Origin of the sequence: Aliiroseovarius sp. Z3 (assembly GCF_029105185.1) — a bacterium.
Taxonomy (GTDB): domain Bacteria; phylum Pseudomonadota; class Alphaproteobacteria; order Rhodobacterales; family Rhodobacteraceae; genus Aliiroseovarius.
The window spans coordinates 96177-113411 of sequence record NZ_JAFMZK010000004.1 but is presented as its reverse complement, the minus strand read 5'-3'; the positions used below and the strand labels follow the sequence as shown (position 1 = coordinate 113411).

Below are 17235 nucleotides of genomic sequence, written 5' to 3'. Positions count from 1 at the left end.
TCCTTTTTCTTTCCGCCGGTTAGACGAAATGCACGTAGAAATCCCGAAGCCCGTCGCCTTCCAGATCGCGGGTTTTGATGACTTCCTTGCGCTTCATGAAAACATGGTTATCGACCAGCAAGCGGCCGACTGCGTCGCCCAGGACGCGGTCCGCTTCCAGATCATTCATCGCGCGTTTCAGGTCCACCGCCGTACCTTCCGTGGCATCCGTACGGTCAAACCCATCGCCTGTCTCCATCGGCCCAAGCGCATATTCGTTCTCAAGCCCCAGAAGAGATGCCTGAAGAACAGCCGCGACCGCCGTATAGGGGTTCGCCGTGGCGTCTGCCATCCGGTGCTCAAGCCGGGTTTTCGCGCCACCCTCACCTGAAATGCGCGTCGTGACGTTGCGGTGGTCGCCCCCCCAGTTACGCCAGTAGCCAGACAGCGATCCGGGCTGCAAACGCTGATAGGAATTCGATGTCGGTGCCACCAGACCGGACAGCCCCTTGTGGTGATGCATCAACCCCGCAATACAGCCCCGCGCCAGATCGTTCATGTTGTCCGGCCCGCCGACCGGACCGTTGTCCAACGCGTTGCGCCCATCCTGATCCTGGAAGCTGAAGTTGATATGCATCCCCGATCCGCCCGCCTCGGCAATCGGTTTGGGCATGAAGGTCAGGACCAATCCGTGCTCCAACGCGACCTCGCGTGCCATCTGACGGAACAGGACAATATCATCAAGCTGCTTCAGCGCCTCGTCGAAGGTGAGCGTAAACTCAAACTGCGGGCTGTCGTATTCCGCCGTGACCATGTCCAGCTTAAAGCCCAGATTGTCCGCACGTTCCCAGATATCATCGGTGAACCGGAGCGGGTCCGAAAACGGGCCCGTCCCATAGACCACACCACCCGGCGCATCATAGGGCACAAGGCGGCCAATCTCGTTGGCCATCAGCGCATAGCATTCCAGCTCGATCCCGACCATGGGCGTCAGGCCCCGCGCCTGCCACGCCGAAATCGCGCGCTTCAACGCCTGCCGTCCGCACAGTTCCAACGGTGCGCCGTCCTGATCGTAAAGATCACCGATCACGATCTGGGTCGCGCTTTCCCAACTGTCGCGAATATCCGCCTCGCGCCAGCGCAGTTCCATATCCGGCAGACCCTGCTTCATCATTGCGCCAGGAGCGTCCAGCAAATCCTTGTCGTAGTGGACGCCGAAAGTGGACCGACAGAAACGAGTATTTCCATCCTCGATCTTGTGGTTGGGCAGGTACTTGCCGCGCAAAATGCTCAAGTGATCACACCAAAGGGCGCGCAAACGGTCTTTCATCTAACCTCCCTGCCCGACTTTCGGCGGGCCATCCCGATTGACCGGGCTATTGGGCCTGCATCGTGACAGGCAATTCCTTTATGCCACCGACAAAGTTGGACCGCAGAAACTTATGCTCTCCTGCCGGTTCCACCAGTTTGACGCGTTTTGCGAGTTCTTCAAACAAAACCCGCACCTCCAACCGCGCCAAATGCATTCCAAGACAGACATGCGGCCCTCCCTGCCCAAACGACATGTGCCGGTTGGGGCTGCGGTTAAGGTCAACGCGGTTCGGATTGTCGAACACCTCTTCATCGCGATTGGCCGATATCCACCAATACAGCACCTTGTCGCCTTCGCGGATGGTTTTGCCGTGCAACTCGTGATCGCAGGTTGCGGTGCGCCGGAAATAAAGCGCGGGCGTCGCCCAGCGGATGATCTCGTCAGGGGCAGTGGCCCAGATGTCGCCACCCTCCTGCATCTGACCCAGAAGCTCGGGCTGGTGACACATGGCCTGAATACCCGCCGCAATCGAATAGCGCGTGGTGTCGTTGCCCGCCGCCACGAGCAGGCAAAAGAAGTTGCGGAACTCCTGCTCGGGCATCACGTTGCCGTCCTTGTCAGGTTGCAGGATCATGTGCAGCACACCGTCCGTGTCGCCCTTGCGGTTCTTTTCCTCAATCAGCCGCTTGGCATAGTCAAACAACTCTGCCCCCGCCGGGCTGTTGAACGGCATCATCCGGTATTCGTCGGTGTCCATCTTGTCCAACACGTGATCGGTGAAGTCCGGGTCTGTGTTTGCGATCAGGGCATCCCCCTTTTCGACCAGCCACGGCAGGTCTTCGTCAGGCGTCCCGATGATCCGCCCCAGCATCATCATCGGCAATTGCCGCGCGATTTCCTTGGTGGCGTCGAAGGTGCCCTTGTCCAGCGCCGCATCAAGGATGGGGTGGCACAAATCGCGAATTTGTTGCTCAAACCCCGTCACCACCGGGCGCGAGAACGCTTTGCCCACCTTCACCCGCGTTTTCATATGCTCTGGCGGGTCGGTCTCCTGAAAGGTGCGCCGCGCAAGATATTCTTCGTAGGTTTGATCTTCCATCCGAATACCACGTGCCGAGGACATCACCTGATAATTCCGGTTCAGCTCAGAAATGTCGGCATGGCGCACGATGTTCCAGAACCCCTTACCGCCATCCCAGTCCAACCAACTGACCGGATCGTCCCGACGCAAGCGTGCGAAGGTGTTGTGCGGAGCACCGTTTACGAAAGTGTCGTGACTGGACAGATCGGCAAATCCGTCGTCATTAGGGGTCCAGACCGTCATGCGCGCCTCCCTGATTGTAATATGGTTGTATCTTGCGCGTTCCTAAATATATTATATAACGTGTTAAATATGTAAAGCGGAGAAATCATGCGTATCGCGATCTTGATGACAAACACCGATGAAAGCGAGTTTTCTCAGCAACATCCGAAAGATGGCGACAAGTGGAAGGCACTTCTTTCCCCGAAACGCCCGGATTGGCGCTTCACCGTCTATTCCGTGAAAGATGACGAGTTTCCAAAAAACGAGTCGAAATATGATGGCTGGATCGTCACTGGCAGCCCTGCTTCCGTGAATGACGACTCACCGTGGATTGCCCGCTTGCTGCACCTGATCACCCGTATTGAGGCGTCAAAGAAACCGCTGTTCGGCGCCTGCTTCGGCCATCAAGCCATCGCCCTGGCATTGGGTGGTGAGGTCGGTCAAAACCCGGATGGCTGGGTTTTGGGGTCGGTCGAAGTAGAGGCGACCGCACGCCCGGCTTGGATGGAAGCGCGCCGTTTCTGGCAATACGGTGCGCATATTGAACAGGTGACCAGACTGCCCGACGACGCCGAAATCGTCTTGCGTCACGACGGTTGTCCGATCGGTGGTTTCCGGATCGGCAACCACGTTTTCACGACGCAAAACCACCCGGAAATGACCCATGATTTCATTGCCGCTCTGGTCGAGGAACTGGCGTCCAGCAAACCCGCCGACGTAATCGCGAAAGCCCGCGCATCGTTGCCGATGTCCGCCGATAACGGTTTGTTCTCGGACTGTATCATCAGGTTTTTCGAACAGAAGCGGGCGACCTGACGCTAATCAGGCCAGCGCCGCCAGAAGGTCCATTACCGTCACCCGGTCAAACTGAACATGGCGCACCATCAGGGCTTCAGCCTCGTCAGCTTTACGTGACAATATCAGTTCGGCGATCTGCCGATGCTCCTGTGCGCTTTGCGCAATTGCACCCGGATAGGCATATCGTGCGCGGTAATAGGCCAGCAATTTGCGCGCGTTCATCTTTATCATGTCCAAAAGAAACGGATTACCAGACGCTTCGCCAACTAGTTTGTGGAACTCAAGGTTCAACGCATAATAACCATCCGGGTCGCCATCCCCTTGATCAGATGCATGAGCCTCACAGGCCTCGACAATCTGCATCAGACGATCAGCGGACGGACGAGATATGCGCCGCGCCGCAAGCCCTGCCGCCTGCCCCTCCAGCCGCGCATGAACCTCAAGAATGGCCAGAAACTCCTCAAGCGTCGGCTTGAACAATACAGCGCCCTTGCGGGGCTGGCGCTGGATCAACCCCATCGCCGCCAATCGCAACAACGCCTCGCGCAGCGGGGTGCGCGATACTTCATACTTCTCAATCAGCGCGTTTTCGTCGATTGGATCGCCGGGATTTAGCTCCCCACGATCAATCCCTAACAGGATCGCATTCAAGACTGTTTCTGTTTGTCCGGCCATACTGCGAGTTAAGCAATAACAGCGGTGAAATCCAGCCCTTGCCACAGCTCCGCAGCATTTCGTCCACCTGCCGCGCCTATTGAACGACCACCCGCTACGCCCCTAAACTGGATTTAAAACAAGATAGCGCTGGACCTATTTTTCAGAACCAGAAATGCGATCCTGTTTTTTGATCAAAGATACTGAGTCTCCCTTTGCCTAGCGCACCGGGATCACCAAGCGTTGGAGGATAAAATGGACGGCGCCCTGAAAGAAAATGACATCTCGCACGTTGTCGAAGCAGATAAAGCACACGTTTGGCACCACCTGACCCAGCACAAGCCATTTGAAACGGTTGATCCCCGGATCATCGTTGAAGGCAAAGGGATGCGCGTTTGGGATCAGAACGGCAAAGAATACATCGATGCGGTGTCCGGCGGCGTCTGGACCGTCAATGTTGGCTATGGCCGCGAAAGCATCGCCGATGTTGTCCGCGACCAACTGGTAAAGCTGAACTATTTTGCTGGTTCGGCGGGGTCCATTCCGGGCGCGATGTTCTCGGAAAAGCTGATCTCGAAAATGCCGGGAATGAGCCGTGTTTACATCACGAATTCAGGCTCAGAGGCGAACGAGAAAGCCTTCAAGATGATCCGCCAAATCGCCCATAAACGTTACGGCGGGAAGAAGACAAAGATCCTGTATCGCGACCGCGACTATCACGGATCAACCCTGGCGGCGATGTCGGCAGGCGGGCAGGATGAACGCAACATGCAATATGGCCCGTTCGCGCCGGATTTCGTGCGCGTGCCGCATTGTATGGAGTATCGCAAGGATGAAATCGGGCTTGGTCATCTGTCCGGCGCCGAGCTGGGTCGCGCTGCGGCCGACCTGATCGAAGAGGTGATCCTGCGCGAAGGACCAGACACTGTCGGTGCATTGTGCCTTGAGCCAATCACCGCAGGCGGCGGCGTGATCGAAGCGCCCGAAGGCTATTGGGATCGGGTGCGCGAGATTTGCGACACCTATGACATCCTTCTGCATATTGACGAGGTCGTCTGCGGACTTGGTCGCACGGGCACGTGGTTTGGATACCAGCACTACGGCATCCAGCCCGATTTCGTCACAATGGCCAAGGGGGTAGCGTCCGGCTATGCGGCGATTGCCTGCTGCGTCACCACCGAAAAAGTGTTCGAGATGTTCAAGGACGATTCCGGCGATATCATGAACCATTTCCGCGACATCTCGACCTTCGGGGGTTGTACCGCTGGCCCGGCTGCTGCGCTGGAAAACATGCGCATCATCGAAGATGAAGGGCTGCTTGAAAACACCACGAAGATGGGCGAGCGGATGCTTGGCAACCTGCAAGCCCTGATGGAAAAACACGGCGTGATGGGCGATGTGCGGGGCAAGGGTCTGTTCCTTGGGGTCGAACTTGTGAAGGATCGCGAGACGAAAGAACCCGTGGCGGAAAAGGACATCGCCGCAGTTGTGGGCGAATGCGGTGCGCTGGGTGTGATCATCGGGGCAAGCAACCGGTCGATTCCCGGGCGCAACAACGTGTTGTGCTTCAGCCCCGCACTGATCGTGACCGCCGAGGATGTGGACCGGATCACGGATGCCGTCGACAAGGCGCTGACCAAGGTCTTTGGCTAGTCACCTTTCTGAAACGCTGGAAAAGCGGGCCTCTTCATTGGCCCGCTTTCTTGCTTTCTGGACATGATACGTTTTCCATCCCAACCAAGAAGGACAGCCCCATGTGGCCCGCCCCCGTTACCCTGACCGGACAGCATGTCATTCTTGCCCCGCTGACGCCGGATCATGCCCCTGCCCTGCGCGAAGCCTGCGCCGATGGCGCATTGCACAGGCTCTGGTACACGTCGGTTCCCAGCCCCGAAGGGACGGAGGCCGAGATCGACCGACGGCTTGACCTTCAGAAAGCGGGGTCCATGCTGCCCTTCTGCGTGATGACACCGGATGAAACCCCTGTCGGCATGACCACCTACATGAACATCGACGCCGCCAATCGACGAGTCGAGATCGGATCCACATGGTATCGCCGCTCGGTGCAGCGCAGCCCATTGAACACCGAGGCCAAACGCCTGTTGTTGTCCCATGCGTTCGACAAGTTGGATTGCATCGCGGTCGAATTCCGCACCCACTTCATGAACCAGCAAAGCCGTCGCGCGATAGAACGGCTGGGCGCAAAGCTGGATGGCATCCTGCGCAGCCACATGATCGGACCGGGTGGCGCAATACGCGATACAGCCGTCTATTCGATCATTGCGTCGGAATGGCCCGCCGTGCGTACCAATCTGACATGGAGATTGGAACAGCCCCGCGGGTAATGGCATCTGGCACCATGGCAAACACCGGTTTCGCCACGCAGACTGGACATTTCACCAAAATGTTCTATATTTGTTCTCATGAGATTGCCATGAAACAGATCAGGAACAGGAGGATCGAACATGCAAGCTGCCCGCATTTTGCCGCCGACTCCGAAACAGGTCGATTACGCCCGCCATATTGCGGCCCGCTTGGGTGCCAGCATCCCGGCGGACAAGATCAGCGATCGTGCCGCCCTTTCAGGCTGGATCGGAGAGCATCAAGCTCGGCTTAACTCATCCACCCAGCGAAAGACGGATGGCCGGGCGACCTCGCGACAGGTCGCATTTGCCGAACGCATCGCACGGGCAAAACGCCGCGCCATCCCGGATGAATGCTTCCGTGATGCAGGCTTGATGTCCGCGTGGATTTCGTCCAATCGTTAGGGGCAAGCGTAGGTCCAGATTGCTTTGCATCTAAGTCCACGTTACGGTCGCCCACATGGCCGCACCCGTAGAGACCTTTTTTCTGGATCAAGACGCCCAAGGCACGCTTCAGGCGCAAATCCAACAGATGATCGCCGAGGCGATCCTGTCCGGTCGTCTGCCACGAGGCGAGAAGCTTCCATCGACCCGGCGGCTGGCAGCCCATCTGGGGGTCAGCCGGATCACGGTCACGCTTGCTTATACGGAATTGCAAGCGAATGACTATTTATCCTCGAAAGGCCGCAGCGGGTTTTATGTATCTGAAAACGCGCCCGAACCCCCATCTTTCAAATTGCGCACACGTGGTGAGGATAAAGTGGATTGGGGCCGCGCCATAGGCACCAATTTCACCGGGGGCAGCACACCGACCAAGCCACTTGATTGGCGGCGGATGAAATACCCATTCATCTATGGCCAAGCCGATCCCACGCTGTTCGACCACAATTCCTGGCGGTTATGCGCGCTTCGTGCATTGGGGCAAAAAGATCACCCCGCGATGATGCGCGATTATTACGATCAAGATGACCCGCAACTGATCGAATTCATCGCCCGCCACATTCTGCCACGTCGTGGCATTCTGGCCCGCCCCGAGGAAATTCTGATCACGCTTGGCGCGCAGAACGCATTGTGGCTGACCGCGCAGGTGTTGCTGACACAACGACGCACGGCTGCCATTGAAGACCCATGCTATTATTCGCTTCGTGACATTCTAACGCAAAGCCGATGCCACTTGGTAAAGATCCCCGTGGATCGCGGCGGGCTTGCCCCAGAGGCTGTGCCTGATGGCACGGATGTCATCTATACCACGCCCAGCCACCAAAGCCCGACAACCGCCACGATGCCGCTGGAGCGCCGCAAGGCGCTTCTGAAACGTGCGCGCGAACTGGAGGCGGTGGTGGTCGAGGACGACTATGATTTCGAGATGTCATTTTTGAACCCGCCTTCGCCTGCTTTGAAGTCGCTGGATCGCGAAGGCCGGGTGATCTATGTCGGCAGTTTCTCGAAATCCCTGTTTCCGGGATTGCGCCTTGGGTATCTGGTCGGGTCGGAACCCTTCATCCGTGAAGCGCGCGCCTTGCGATCTGTCGTGCTGCGTCACCCCCCCGGCCTGATCCAGCGCACGGTATCTCATTTCCTGTCACTTGGTCATTACGACGCCCTGATCCGCCGAATTGGCGCAGCGTATCATGAACGGCGCGACGTGATGAACGAAGCCATTGAAGACAGCAAACTGACCATCGCCGGGCGCGGTGTTTTTGGTGGGTCGGCATTCTGGATGCGAGCGCCCGGCGATATTGACACCCGTGTGCTGGCGGACCGGCTGATGACCAAAGAGGTTGTCATCGAACCCGGCGCACCCTTTTTCGGCAGCCCCACACCGCCACGCAATTACTACCGCATCGCCTACAGTTCGATCCCCGCCGCGCGTATTCCCAAGGGAATTTCCCTGATTGGGGAAGAGATCGCAGCCATGCGACAATCTGGCGCCAAATAGCTTAGTCAACTGGCCCTATAGTCTCCCTCTTCCGCTGCCTAACACTATTCTCAAAGACACGCCGTCCAACCCGGCGACACGTGTTATTTCCAAGGGAGAGTACCAGATGAAGATGACCACGGAAGAAGCCTTTGTAAAAACGCTGCAGCTGCACGGAATCGAGCACGCGTTTGGCATTATCGGCTCGGCCTTCATGCCGATTTCCGACAATTTCCCAGCCGCTGGCATCACTTTCTGGGACTGCGCCCATGAAGGGTCTGGCGGCATGATGGCCGATGGCTACACCCGCGCCACGGGCAAGATGAGCATGATGATCGCTCAGAACGGCCCCGGTATCGCGAATTTCGTAACAGCCGTGAAAACCGCCTATTGGAACCACACACCCCTGTTGCTGGTAACGCCTCAGGCAGCCAACAAGACCATTGGTCAGGGCGGGTTCCAGGAAATCGAGCAGATGAACATGTTCGCCGATTGCGTGGCCTATCAGGAAGAAGTCCGCGACCCTTCACGCGTCGCCGAAGTGCTGAACCGCGTCATCATAAATGCAAAGCGCGCCAGTGCCCCTGCACAGATCAACATGCCTCGTGATTACTGGACACAGGTGATCGACATCGACCTGCCCGCTATAACAGAATTCGAACGCCCTGCTGGCGGCGAACAGGCACTGTCAGAGGCGGCTGACCTTCTGTCCAACGCCAAATTTCCGGTTATCCTGAACGGTGCGGGCGTGGTGCTGGGTGGCGCGATTGCCGAATCCATGGAATTGGCCGAACGGCTCGATGCCCCGGTTTGCGTAGGGTATCAACACAATGATGCCTTCCCCGGTAGCCACCCCCTTTTCGCCGGTCCGTTGGGTTACAACGGCAACAAGGCGGGGATGGAGCTGATCCAGAAAGCAGACGTGGTTCTGGCACTTGGCACCCGACTGAACCCCTTTTCGACCTTGCCGGGTTACGGGCTGGATTATTGGCCCAAAGACGCCAAGATCATTCAGGTGGACATTAACCCCGACCGCATCGGCCTGACCAAGAAGATCAGTGTCGGTATCGTCGGCGATGCTAAGAAGGTCGCCTCGACTCTGCTGCACAAACTGACCGCAGACGCGGGCGATGACGGGCGGGAAGAGCGGAGATCAGTGATCGCGCAGACCAAATCGGCATGGGCACAGCAATTGTCATCCATGGATCACGAAGAAGATGATCCCGGCACCACATGGAACGAACGTGCCCGCGGCGCAAAACCGGATTGGATGAGCCCCCGCATGGCATGGCGCGCCATTCAGGCTGCATTGCCGAAAGAGGCGATCATTTCATCCGACATTGGCAACAACTGCGCCATCGGCAACGCCTATCCAACATTCGAGGCTGGCCGGAAATATCTGGCACCCGGTCTTTTTGGTCCCTGCGGTTATGGCCTGCCTGCTGTTGTCGGTGCCAAGATCGGTTGCCCAGACACGCCGGTCGTTGGTTTCTCGGGCGACGGTGCGTTCGGCATCGCCGTCACGGAGTTGACCGCAATTGGTCGCGAGGAATGGCCCGCTGTAACGCAGATCGTGTTCCGCAACTACCAGTGGGGGGCCGAGAAGCGAAACTCGACCCTGTGGTATGACGATAACTTCGTCGGTACCGAACTAGACACTCAGGTCAGCTATGCTGGCATCGCAAAGGCCTGCGGACTGCAAGGCGTCGTTGCCCGCACAATGGACGAATTGACCGCTGCACTGGATCAGGCGATCAAGGATCAGAAGGACGGCAAGACCACGATCATCGAAGCAATGATCAATCAGGAACTTGGCGAACCGTTCCGCCGCGATGCGATGAAAAAACCGGTTGTTGTCGCCGGGATCAGCAAGGACGACATGCGACCGCAGAAGGTCTGAAGACAGGGCCGGCGTTGTGTTGACGCCCGGCCAATCTGACCGGCGCAACGGTGGCGGGACGAAAACCGACACCTGTGAACCGGTCCTGAACAGAAGGCGTGTCCTCAATGAAGCCGCTGGAAACACTCCTGCGCAATGCCGCACGGTCTCGTCACAGGATCATGCTGTCTGAAGGCACCGCGTTACGTGTGGTGCAAGCGGCCCATGACGCAGCCGCGCAGGGGATTGCACAGATCGGTTTGGTCGGAAATCCGGGCGAAATCGAAGATAAATTCAGAGCCCTCGGCTTGAATATCGTTGACGGAATCACGCTCCACGATCCGGCCACGTCCACCCACCTGCCCGAACTGACCGCCCTTTACCACGACCTGCGCCGGCACAAAGGGGTTACCCGTGCCGATGCTGAGACTGCGGTATTGAACCCACATGCCTTTGCCGCCCTGATGGTAAAGGCCGGGCACGCAGATGGCACGGTGGGCGGCGCGGTGGCCACCACCGCCGAGATTGTGCGCACCGCCATCCAGATCATTGGCACGAAGCCGGGCAACACGCTTGTGTCCAGCTTCTTCCTGATGCTGTTTTGTGAAGCGCATCATGCCCGTAAAGGCGCGATGATCTTTGCCGATAGCGGTTTGGTCGTGGACCCAACAGCCGAAGAAATGGCGAAGATCGCACTGTCATCGGCAGACTCTTTCAAAACACTGACGGGAGAGGTGCCCCGCGTTGCAATGCTGTCCTTTTCGACACGGGGGAGCGCGGACCATCATTCGGTGTCGAAGGTGGTCACCGCCACTGGCATTGCCAAGGATCACGCCCCAGACCTGCTGATCGACGGAGAATTGCAGTTTGACGCCGCTTTCGTACCGGATGTGGCGGCCCGAAAGGCCGAAGACAGTCCGCTGGAAGGGGCCGCCAATGTGTTCATTTTTCCAAACCTGGAAAGCGGCAACATCGCCTACAAGATCGCCCAGCGTGTTGGGAGTGCAACCGCGATTGGCCCGATCCTTCAAGGATTGTCCAAACCCGCCAATGACCTGTCGCGCGGCTGCACATCCGAGGATATTCTGCACATGATCGCCGTCACCGCCGCCCAGGCCAGCGCGACGACCTAATCCGCCTGTGCGATCTGATCCGCAGCGATCGCCAAAACGGTGCTGGCGACGATGTCATCAACCGTCGCCCCGCGTGACAGATCGCAGACCGGGCGCTTGAACCCTTGCAGGATCGGCCCGAAAGCGCACGCGCCTGCCAGTTCAACCATCAGCTTGTAAGCTATGTTGCCCGCATCCAGATTGGGAAAGATCAACACGTTGGCATCCCCCTCTCCGGTGCTTCCCTTCTGCGCAGCCACAGCGCGATTCAGCGCCGCATCGCCTTGAACGGGGCCGGGAAACCCCGATCGTTGCGCCGCTTGCGCAACCTTGTCGACCGAAGCACCGCTGCCGGATTGACCAGTCGAATAGGACAGCATCGCAACGCTTGCATTGCCCAGAAGCCGTTGGGCCGAGATCAATGACACCTGCGCAATATCCGCCAACTGCGCGGGGTCCGGGTCCACGTTGACCGCGCAATCGGCGAAAATCAACTCACGCCCATCGGGCATGACCATCAGAAAGAAACTGGACGGCGTGGTGGCGCCCTTATCCAACCCGATCACCATCGACGCCGCTTCGATCACGCGGCGCGATGGGGCGATGGCGCCTGCGACCAGAATGTCAGCCTCTCCGGTTGCCACCATGGCCGCGGCCCGCATCAAAGGGCGCTCCAGCATCCGGGTTGCAATGCTGTCGCGCATCGGTCGTGCTTTCATCAACGCGTCTACATGATGACCGCCGAGTTCGGACAAGGGCACGGGCACGGCCAGCCCTTCGCTCTGCAATCGGTCAGAAGCGACAGCAATGCGCGGGTCGTCGCGTTCGGGCAGAATGACGCGGGCTTTGGCCGACCGAGCGATTTGGGTGGCGCGATCAAGGGCGGACATGCAAGCTCCTTCAGCCAGGTCAGGTGTTTCGCAGAGTGCTGCACCCCGTCAACACCAGGTAAATCAACGCAGCCGCCACGATGATTGATGGCCCCGCCGGGGTGTCATACCGCAACGATCCCCAAAGTCCAGCCAGACTGGCAATCCAGCCAATCACCACCGCCGTCACTGCCATGGCAACCGGGCTTGCCGACGCCAGACGTGCAGCCGCGGCTGGAATGATCAACATCGCGGCGATCAGAAGTGCACACAGCAATGTGGACTTTCCTGACCGGTTGGGACCGACGATGGCCACGATCTCGCCCCGATCATTGAAGAAATCCGCATGGTAAAGAACCAGCGCGCCGCCCTCGGCCGCTCGTTTGACCGAAATCAGCGAACTTCTCTCCTGCGGCAAAGTCCATTGCGCATTCGCGGACGCAACTAAAGGTGAGGATATGATGCGTGACCTGGTGAAGGGAACCGAGGACGGGTTCGGCATTCTGGACCCTATCGGAACCAACCTGACGCCCAAGCCCAAGCTCTATCTTCAACTGCTGCGCCAGCAGGCCGATGCATTGTCAGATTGCCTGAACGGAACGGATAGCTGATCACCAAACACAAAGGGCGCCGTCCGGCGCCCTTTCGCATTCGTTTAGGTGACTTAGAAAAACGCCTGCAGCCCGGTTTGCGCCCGGCCCAGGATCAGGGCGTGGACGTCATGGGTGCCTTCATAGGTGTTCACCGTCTCAAGGTTCACCATATGGCGGATCACGTTGAATTCCAGCGAGATACCGTTGCCGCCATGCATGTCACGGGCGTGGCGGGCGATGTCCAGCGCCTTGCCACAGTTGTTGCGCTTGATGATCGAAACCATCTCGGGCGCGGCTTTGGCTTCGTCCATCAGGCGACCGACGCGCAAGGCGGCTTGCAGGCCCAGCGCGATCTCGGTCTGCATATTGGCGAGCTTCAGTTGGAACAGCTGCGTTTGCGCCAAAGGCTTGCCGAACTGTTTGCGGTCCAGACCGTATTGACGCGCGGCGTGCCAGCAGCTTTCGGCCGCGCCCATGGCGCCCCATGCGATGCCATAACGGGCACGGTTCAGACAGCCGAACGGACCTTTCAGGCCTTCGACATTGGGCAGCAGCGCATCTTCCGACACTTCCACACCGTCCAACACGATCTCGCCCGTAATGGATGCGCGCAGGCTGAGTTTGTTTTCGATTTTCGGCGCGGACAGGCCTTTCATGCCCTTGTCCAGTACGAAGCCACGGATTTTACCGTCATGGGCGTCCGACTTGGCCCAGACCACAAACACATCCGCAATCGGCGCGTTCGAGATCCACATTTTCGAGCCATTCAGCACATAGCCCCCATCGACCTTCTTGGCCATGGTTTTCATGCTACCGGGGTCCGAGCCCGCATCAGGTTCGGTCAGACCAAAACAGCCGATCCACTCGCCCGAGGCCAGCTTGGGCAGGTACTTCTTGCGCTGTTCTTCCGAGCCATAGGCATAGATCGGGTACATCACCAGCGACGACTGCACCGACATCATCGAACGATAGCCGCTGTCGATGCCTTCGACTTCGCGGGCGACCAGACCATAGGTCACATAGCCTGCGCCGATGCCGCCATATTCCTCGGGGATGGTGGTGCCCAGAAGGCCCATCTCGCCCATTTCTGCGAAAATCTCCGGGTCGGTGGTTTCGGTGGCATAGGCCTCGGTCACGCGCGGGGCCAGTTTCTCGGCGCAATAGGCTTTCGCCGCATCGCGCACCATGCGCTCATCTTCATTCAACTGGTCTTCCAGCAGAAAGGGGTCTTCCCAGTTGAAGCTGGACAGTTCGGGGCGGGATTGAGGGGCAAGATGGGCCATATCTCAGGCTCCTTTCGCGTTGATGGCGGCTTCGATGGAAGCCTCCAGAATATCGAGGGCTTCGTCCAACTGATCCATCGGAACTGTCAACGGGGGTAGCAGTCGCACGGCATTGGCGCGCGTACCGCAGGGCAGAATGATCAGTCCACGCGCTTCGGCCTCGGCCACGATGGCTTGCGTCAGCGCGGTGTCGGGCGCGTTCGTGTCGCGATCTGTGACCAGTTCAAAGGCGACCATCGCGCCCAATCCGCGCACATCACCGATGGCTTCCATCCCCTGACGGGCGGCGATGTCGGTCAGACGTGCAGTGATCCTGTCGCCAATCTCGGTCGCACGGGTGCACAGGTTTTCCTCGTCGATCACATCCAGCACAGCGTGCGAGGCCGCAACCGCCAACGGGTTGCCCGCATAAGTGCCACCGATCCCGCCCACCGGGGCGGCATCCACCACCTCGGCACGGCCCGTCACAGCCGACAGCGGAAAGCCCCCTGCCAGCCCCTTGGCCATGGTCACAAGATCGGCTGCCACGCCCGAATGCTCAAAGGCGAACATCTTGCCGGTTCGGGCCATACCAGCCTGCACTTCATCGGCAATCAGAACAATGCCATGCTCGTCGCAAATCTTTCGCAAGGCGCGCAGGAACTCGGGCGGCGCAATGTTGAAGCCCCCTTCCCCTTGCACCGGCTCGATGATCATCGCGGCAACCCGCTCGGGGTCGATCGAGCTTTTGAACATGTTGTCCAGCACCGACAGGGATTGCTCGACAGTCACGCCGTGAAACGCGTTCGGGAAGGGCACGTGCACGACTTCGGGCGGCATGGCACCGAAGGCTTTCTTGTAGGGCGTCACCTTGCCACATAGCGCCATCCCCATCAGGGTGCGCCCGTGAAATGCGCCAGTGAAGGCTATGACACCAGAGCGACCGGTGAAGGCGCGCGCCATCTTCACGGCATTCTCAACCGCTTCAGCGCCGGTTGTAACCAGCATGGTTTTCTTGGCAAAATCTCCAGGCGTCGCCGCATTCAGACGCTCGGCCAGCTTCACATAACCCTCATAAGGGGCGACGTGGAAACAGGTATGGGTGAACGCCTCGGCCTGCTGGGCCACCGCTGCCATAATCTTGGGGTGACGATGGCCGGTGTTGTTCACGGCAATCCCGACGGCAAAGTCGATAAAACGCTTGCCATCCACGTCCCACAGCTCGGCGTTTTCGGCACGGGCGGCATAGATGCCGCGGGTGGCAACCCCATTGGCAACAGCGTCCGCGCGCCGCGCCTTCAATTGTTCGGTGTTCGACATGCGATCCCCCATCGAGAAATTTGATTCCGCCCCATATTGCGCAAAATTCTGAGCAATGCTATCAAAATTTTGCGCAAGATTTGCGAAAGCGGAAACCGGCGCAGCCTGCCCGATGGCAGCAGCAGGAGGAGGATGGGATGCAGGATGAGTTCGACGTCGGCACACGGCTGAAAACGCTGAGACAGCAATTTGGCTTATCTCAAAGACAGTTGGCCGAGGCGGCGAATGTGCCGCACGGGCAGATTTCGATGATCGAACGAAACCACTCCTCACCCTCCGTCGCCTCTTTGCGCAAGATATTGGGCGGGTTGAACATGTCCATGTCCGAGTTTTTTGAACCCGAAGCCCCCGCGACTCACCAGGTGTTCTTTACCCCGACCGAACTGCGCGACCTGACATCGGCGCTGTATCAGGACAACGATGCCGCGCGGCGGATGATCACCATCAAGCAGGTGGGCGACGCCAAGGCGCACGGGCTTCAGGTCTTGCAGGAACTCTATGAACCCGGCGCGGACACGGGTGAAACCATGATCGAACACGAGGCCAATGAAGGCGGCATCGTGATCGAAGGCGAGTTGGAAATCACCGTGGGCGACGCCACCCGCGTGCTGAAAGCCGGCGACGCCTATCTGTTCAACTCGCGCGAGCCTCATCGCTTTCGCAACATATCGGACCGGCCTGCCCGCGTCGTGTCCGCCTGCACCCCCCCATATCTCTAGGAGCCGCCATGCACCCGCTTGAAGGACTGAAAGTCGTTGAACTTGCCCGCATTCTGGCAGGGCCGTGGATCGGCCAATCGCTGGCCGATCTGGGGGCCGAGGTGGTGAAGGTCGAAAGCCCCGATGGCGACGACACGCGCAAATGGGGCCCGCCCTTCATTGAACGGGATGGCGATAAGACCGCCGCTTATTACTATTGCGCGAACCGGGGCAAGGACTGCGTCACCGCAGACTTCCGCACGCCCGAGGGTCAGCAGACCGTGCGCGATCTGATCAAGGATGCCGACATCCTGATCGAAAACTTCAAGGTGGGCGGTCTGGCAAAATACGGGCTGGACTATGACAGCCTGTCTGCCATCAACCCGCGCCTGATCTATTGCTCCGTCACCGGGTTCGGGCAGGATGGGCCTTGGGCAAAGCGCGCTGGATATGACTTTCTTCTGCAAGGGTTGTCCGGGCTGATGTCCGTCACCGGCGACCCTGCGGGCCAACCCCAGAAAGTCGGCGTCGCGATCACCGATATCGTCACCGGTCTTTACGGCACGATTGGCATTCTGGCCGCGGTCGAGCAACGCCACCGCACCGGGCGCGGGCAACATGTGGACATGAGCCTACTGGACTGCGCCACCGCGATGATGGCCAACCAAGCGATGAATTTTCTTGCGACAGGTAACAGCCCGACGCGCATGGGCAATGAACACCCGAACATCGCGCCTTATCAGGTCTGCCCGGTGAAAGACGGGTATATCATTCTGGCCGTGGGCAATGACGGGCAATTCCAACGTTTCTGCTCCGTAATTGGGCGGGATGATCTGGCAGGGGACACTCGCTTTGCCACCAATCAGGATCGCGTCGCAAACCGCACTGCATTGACGCCCGAGATCGAAGCAAGTCTTTCAAACTGGACCATGGCCGATATCCTGACCGCGTTGGAGGATGCCACCGTTCCCGCTGGGCCGATCAACACAATGGAACAGACCTTCGCCAACCCGCAGATACAGTATCGGGATATGCAGATCGCGCCAGAAGGTGTGCCCGGCCTGCGTGGGCCGTGGGTGTTTTCGGACGCAGACCTGAAGCTCGGTAAATCTGCGCCCGTCTTGCCGAAATAGAAAAAGGGCAGACGCGCAACGCCTGCCCTTTCCGGTTCTGTC

Annotated in this window: 17 protein-coding genes; 10 read left to right on the top strand and 7 right to left on the bottom strand. The window is 58.8% G+C overall.

All coding sequences use genetic code 11. From position 1 onward, the window contains the following. Positions 1-19: 19 nt before the first annotated feature. The gene (locus J3R80_RS08660; protein WP_275393376.1) at positions 20-1309 is read right to left on the bottom strand and encodes a glutamine synthetase family protein; all 1290 of its coding nucleotides are present in this window, start codon (positions 1307-1309) and stop codon (positions 20-22) included. Positions 1310-1355: 46 nt separating this feature from the next. Beyond that, positions 1356-2615 carry a cytochrome P450 gene (locus J3R80_RS08655; protein WP_275393375.1) on the bottom strand — a complete coding sequence of 420 codons (1260 nt, stop codon included), beginning with the start codon at positions 2613-2615 and terminating at the stop codon, positions 1356-1358. A gap of 87 nt (positions 2616-2702) precedes the next feature. On the opposite strand from J3R80_RS08655, the gene J3R80_RS08650 reads away from it, so the two are divergent. Further along, positions 2703-3410, top strand: coding sequence for a type 1 glutamine amidotransferase (locus J3R80_RS08650; RefSeq protein ID WP_275393374.1), 708 nt, complete (start codon positions 2703-2705; stop codon positions 3408-3410). Positions 3411-3416: 6 nt separating this feature from the next. On the opposite strand, the gene J3R80_RS08645 is transcribed toward J3R80_RS08650, so the two are convergent. Beyond that, positions 3417-4067, bottom strand: a complete 651-nt coding sequence (locus J3R80_RS08645; protein WP_275393372.1) for a GntR family transcriptional regulator — start codon at positions 4065-4067, stop codon at positions 3417-3419. Positions 4068-4301: 234 nt separating this feature from the next. Between J3R80_RS08645 and J3R80_RS08640 the strand changes: the two genes are divergently transcribed. The 6 genes from J3R80_RS08640 (at position 4302) to pta (ending at position 11339) form a co-directional block, all read left to right on the top strand. Further along, positions 4302-5699, top strand: a complete 1398-nt coding sequence (locus tag J3R80_RS08640; RefSeq protein WP_275393371.1) for an aminotransferase class III-fold pyridoxal phosphate-dependent enzyme — start codon at positions 4302-4304, stop codon at positions 5697-5699. 101 nt (positions 5700-5800) lie between these two features. Continuing rightward, complete coding sequence (locus J3R80_RS08635; protein ID WP_275393370.1) at positions 5801-6391, top strand: GNAT family protein; 591 nt, start codon at positions 5801-5803, stop codon at positions 6389-6391. A 120-nt stretch (positions 6392-6511) separates the two neighbouring features. Then, complete coding sequence (locus J3R80_RS08630) at positions 6512-6814, top strand: hypothetical protein (protein ID WP_275393369.1); 303 nt, start codon at positions 6512-6514, stop codon at positions 6812-6814. A gap of 55 nt (positions 6815-6869) precedes the next feature. Next, positions 6870-8348: a PLP-dependent aminotransferase family protein gene (locus J3R80_RS08625; protein WP_275393368.1), complete on the top strand. Its 1479-nt coding sequence runs from the start codon at positions 6870-6872 to the stop codon at positions 8346-8348. Between the two features lie 106 nt (positions 8349-8454). Further along, positions 8455-10227 carry a sulfoacetaldehyde acetyltransferase gene (xsc, locus tag J3R80_RS08620; protein WP_275393367.1) on the top strand — a complete coding sequence of 591 codons (1773 nt, stop codon included), beginning with the start codon at positions 8455-8457 and terminating at the stop codon, positions 10225-10227. A 107-nt stretch (positions 10228-10334) separates the two neighbouring features. Continuing rightward, positions 10335-11339: a phosphate acetyltransferase gene (gene pta / locus J3R80_RS08615; RefSeq protein ID WP_275393366.1), complete on the top strand. Its 1005-nt coding sequence runs from the start codon at positions 10335-10337 to the stop codon at positions 11337-11339. Here pta and J3R80_RS08610 read toward each other — a convergent pair. Together J3R80_RS08610 and J3R80_RS17290 are read right to left on the bottom strand one after the other, a co-directional pair. Next, the gene (locus J3R80_RS08610; RefSeq protein ID WP_275393365.1) at positions 11336-12208 is read right to left on the bottom strand and encodes a phosphate acyltransferase; all 873 of its coding nucleotides are present in this window, start codon (positions 12206-12208) and stop codon (positions 11336-11338) included. The genes pta and J3R80_RS08610 overlap by 4 nt on opposite strands. Before the next feature lie 19 nt (positions 12209-12227). Next, complete coding sequence (locus J3R80_RS17290) at positions 12228-12605, bottom strand: metal ABC transporter permease (protein WP_343075819.1); 378 nt, start codon at positions 12603-12605, stop codon at positions 12228-12230. A gap of 40 nt (positions 12606-12645) precedes the next feature. Here J3R80_RS17290 and J3R80_RS08600 point away from each other — a divergent pair, with 40 nt between their 5' ends. Further along, positions 12646-12798 carry a hypothetical protein gene (locus J3R80_RS08600; RefSeq protein WP_275393364.1) on the top strand — a complete coding sequence of 51 codons (153 nt, stop codon included), beginning with the start codon at positions 12646-12648 and terminating at the stop codon, positions 12796-12798. Between the two features lie 53 nt (positions 12799-12851). On the opposite strand, the gene J3R80_RS08595 is transcribed toward J3R80_RS08600, so the two are convergent. Beyond that, complete coding sequence (locus tag J3R80_RS08595; protein WP_275393363.1) at positions 12852-14063, bottom strand: acyl-CoA dehydrogenase; 1212 nt, start codon at positions 14061-14063, stop codon at positions 12852-12854. A 3-nt stretch (positions 14064-14066) separates the two neighbouring features. Next, complete coding sequence (gene gabT, locus J3R80_RS08590) at positions 14067-15362, bottom strand: 4-aminobutyrate--2-oxoglutarate transaminase (RefSeq protein WP_275393362.1); 1296 nt, start codon at positions 15360-15362, stop codon at positions 14067-14069. A gap of 137 nt (positions 15363-15499) precedes the next feature. On the opposite strand from gabT, the gene J3R80_RS08585 reads away from it, so the two are divergent. Together J3R80_RS08585 and J3R80_RS08580 are read left to right on the top strand one after the other, a co-directional pair. After that, a complete protein-coding gene (locus tag J3R80_RS08585; RefSeq protein ID WP_275393361.1) occupies positions 15500-16081 on the top strand; it encodes a cupin domain-containing protein in 582 nt (193 codons plus the stop codon). A gap of 8 nt (positions 16082-16089) precedes the next feature. Next, positions 16090-17193 (top strand): CaiB/BaiF CoA-transferase family protein, encoded by a 1104-nt coding sequence (locus J3R80_RS08580; protein ID WP_275393360.1) that lies wholly within the window; start codon positions 16090-16092, stop codon positions 17191-17193. Positions 17194-17235 lie beyond the last annotated feature (42 nt).

Coding starts and splice junctions, on each gene's coding strand:
- J3R80_RS08580 (WP_275393360.1), top strand. CDS start 16,090: ATGCACCCGCTTGAAGGACTGAAAGTCGTTGAACTTGCCCGCATTCTG.
- J3R80_RS08625 (WP_275393368.1), top strand. CDS start 6,870: ATGGCCGCACCCGTAGAGACCTTTTTTCTGGATCAAGACGCCCAAGGC.
- J3R80_RS08585 (WP_275393361.1), top strand. CDS start 15,500: ATGCAGGATGAGTTCGACGTCGGCACACGGCTGAAAACGCTGAGACAG.
- J3R80_RS08645 (WP_275393372.1), bottom strand. CDS start 4,067: ATGGCCGGACAAACAGAAACAGTCTTGAATGCGATCCTGTTAGGGATT.
- J3R80_RS08595 (WP_275393363.1), bottom strand. CDS start 14,063: ATGGCCCATCTTGCCCCTCAATCCCGCCCCGAACTGTCCAGCTTCAAC.
- pta (WP_275393366.1), top strand. CDS start 10,335: ATGAAGCCGCTGGAAACACTCCTGCGCAATGCCGCACGGTCTCGTCAC.
- J3R80_RS08650 (WP_275393374.1), top strand. CDS start 2,703: ATGCGTATCGCGATCTTGATGACAAACACCGATGAAAGCGAGTTTTCT.
- J3R80_RS08630 (WP_275393369.1), top strand. CDS start 6,512: ATGCAAGCTGCCCGCATTTTGCCGCCGACTCCGAAACAGGTCGATTAC.
- xsc (WP_275393367.1), top strand. CDS start 8,455: ATGAAGATGACCACGGAAGAAGCCTTTGTAAAAACGCTGCAGCTGCAC.
- gabT (WP_275393362.1), bottom strand. CDS start 15,362: ATGTCGAACACCGAACAATTGAAGGCGCGGCGCGCGGACGCTGTTGCC.
- J3R80_RS08610 (WP_275393365.1), bottom strand. CDS start 12,208: ATGTCCGCCCTTGATCGCGCCACCCAAATCGCTCGGTCGGCCAAAGCC.
- J3R80_RS08635 (WP_275393370.1), top strand. CDS start 5,801: ATGTGGCCCGCCCCCGTTACCCTGACCGGACAGCATGTCATTCTTGCC.
- J3R80_RS08660 (WP_275393376.1), bottom strand. CDS start 1,309: ATGAAAGACCGTTTGCGCGCCCTTTGGTGTGATCACTTGAGCATTTTG.
- J3R80_RS08640 (WP_275393371.1), top strand. CDS start 4,302: ATGGACGGCGCCCTGAAAGAAAATGACATCTCGCACGTTGTCGAAGCA.
- J3R80_RS08655 (WP_275393375.1), bottom strand. CDS start 2,615: ATGACGGTCTGGACCCCTAATGACGACGGATTTGCCGATCTGTCCAGT.
- J3R80_RS08600 (WP_275393364.1), top strand. CDS start 12,646: ATGATGCGTGACCTGGTGAAGGGAACCGAGGACGGGTTCGGCATTCTG.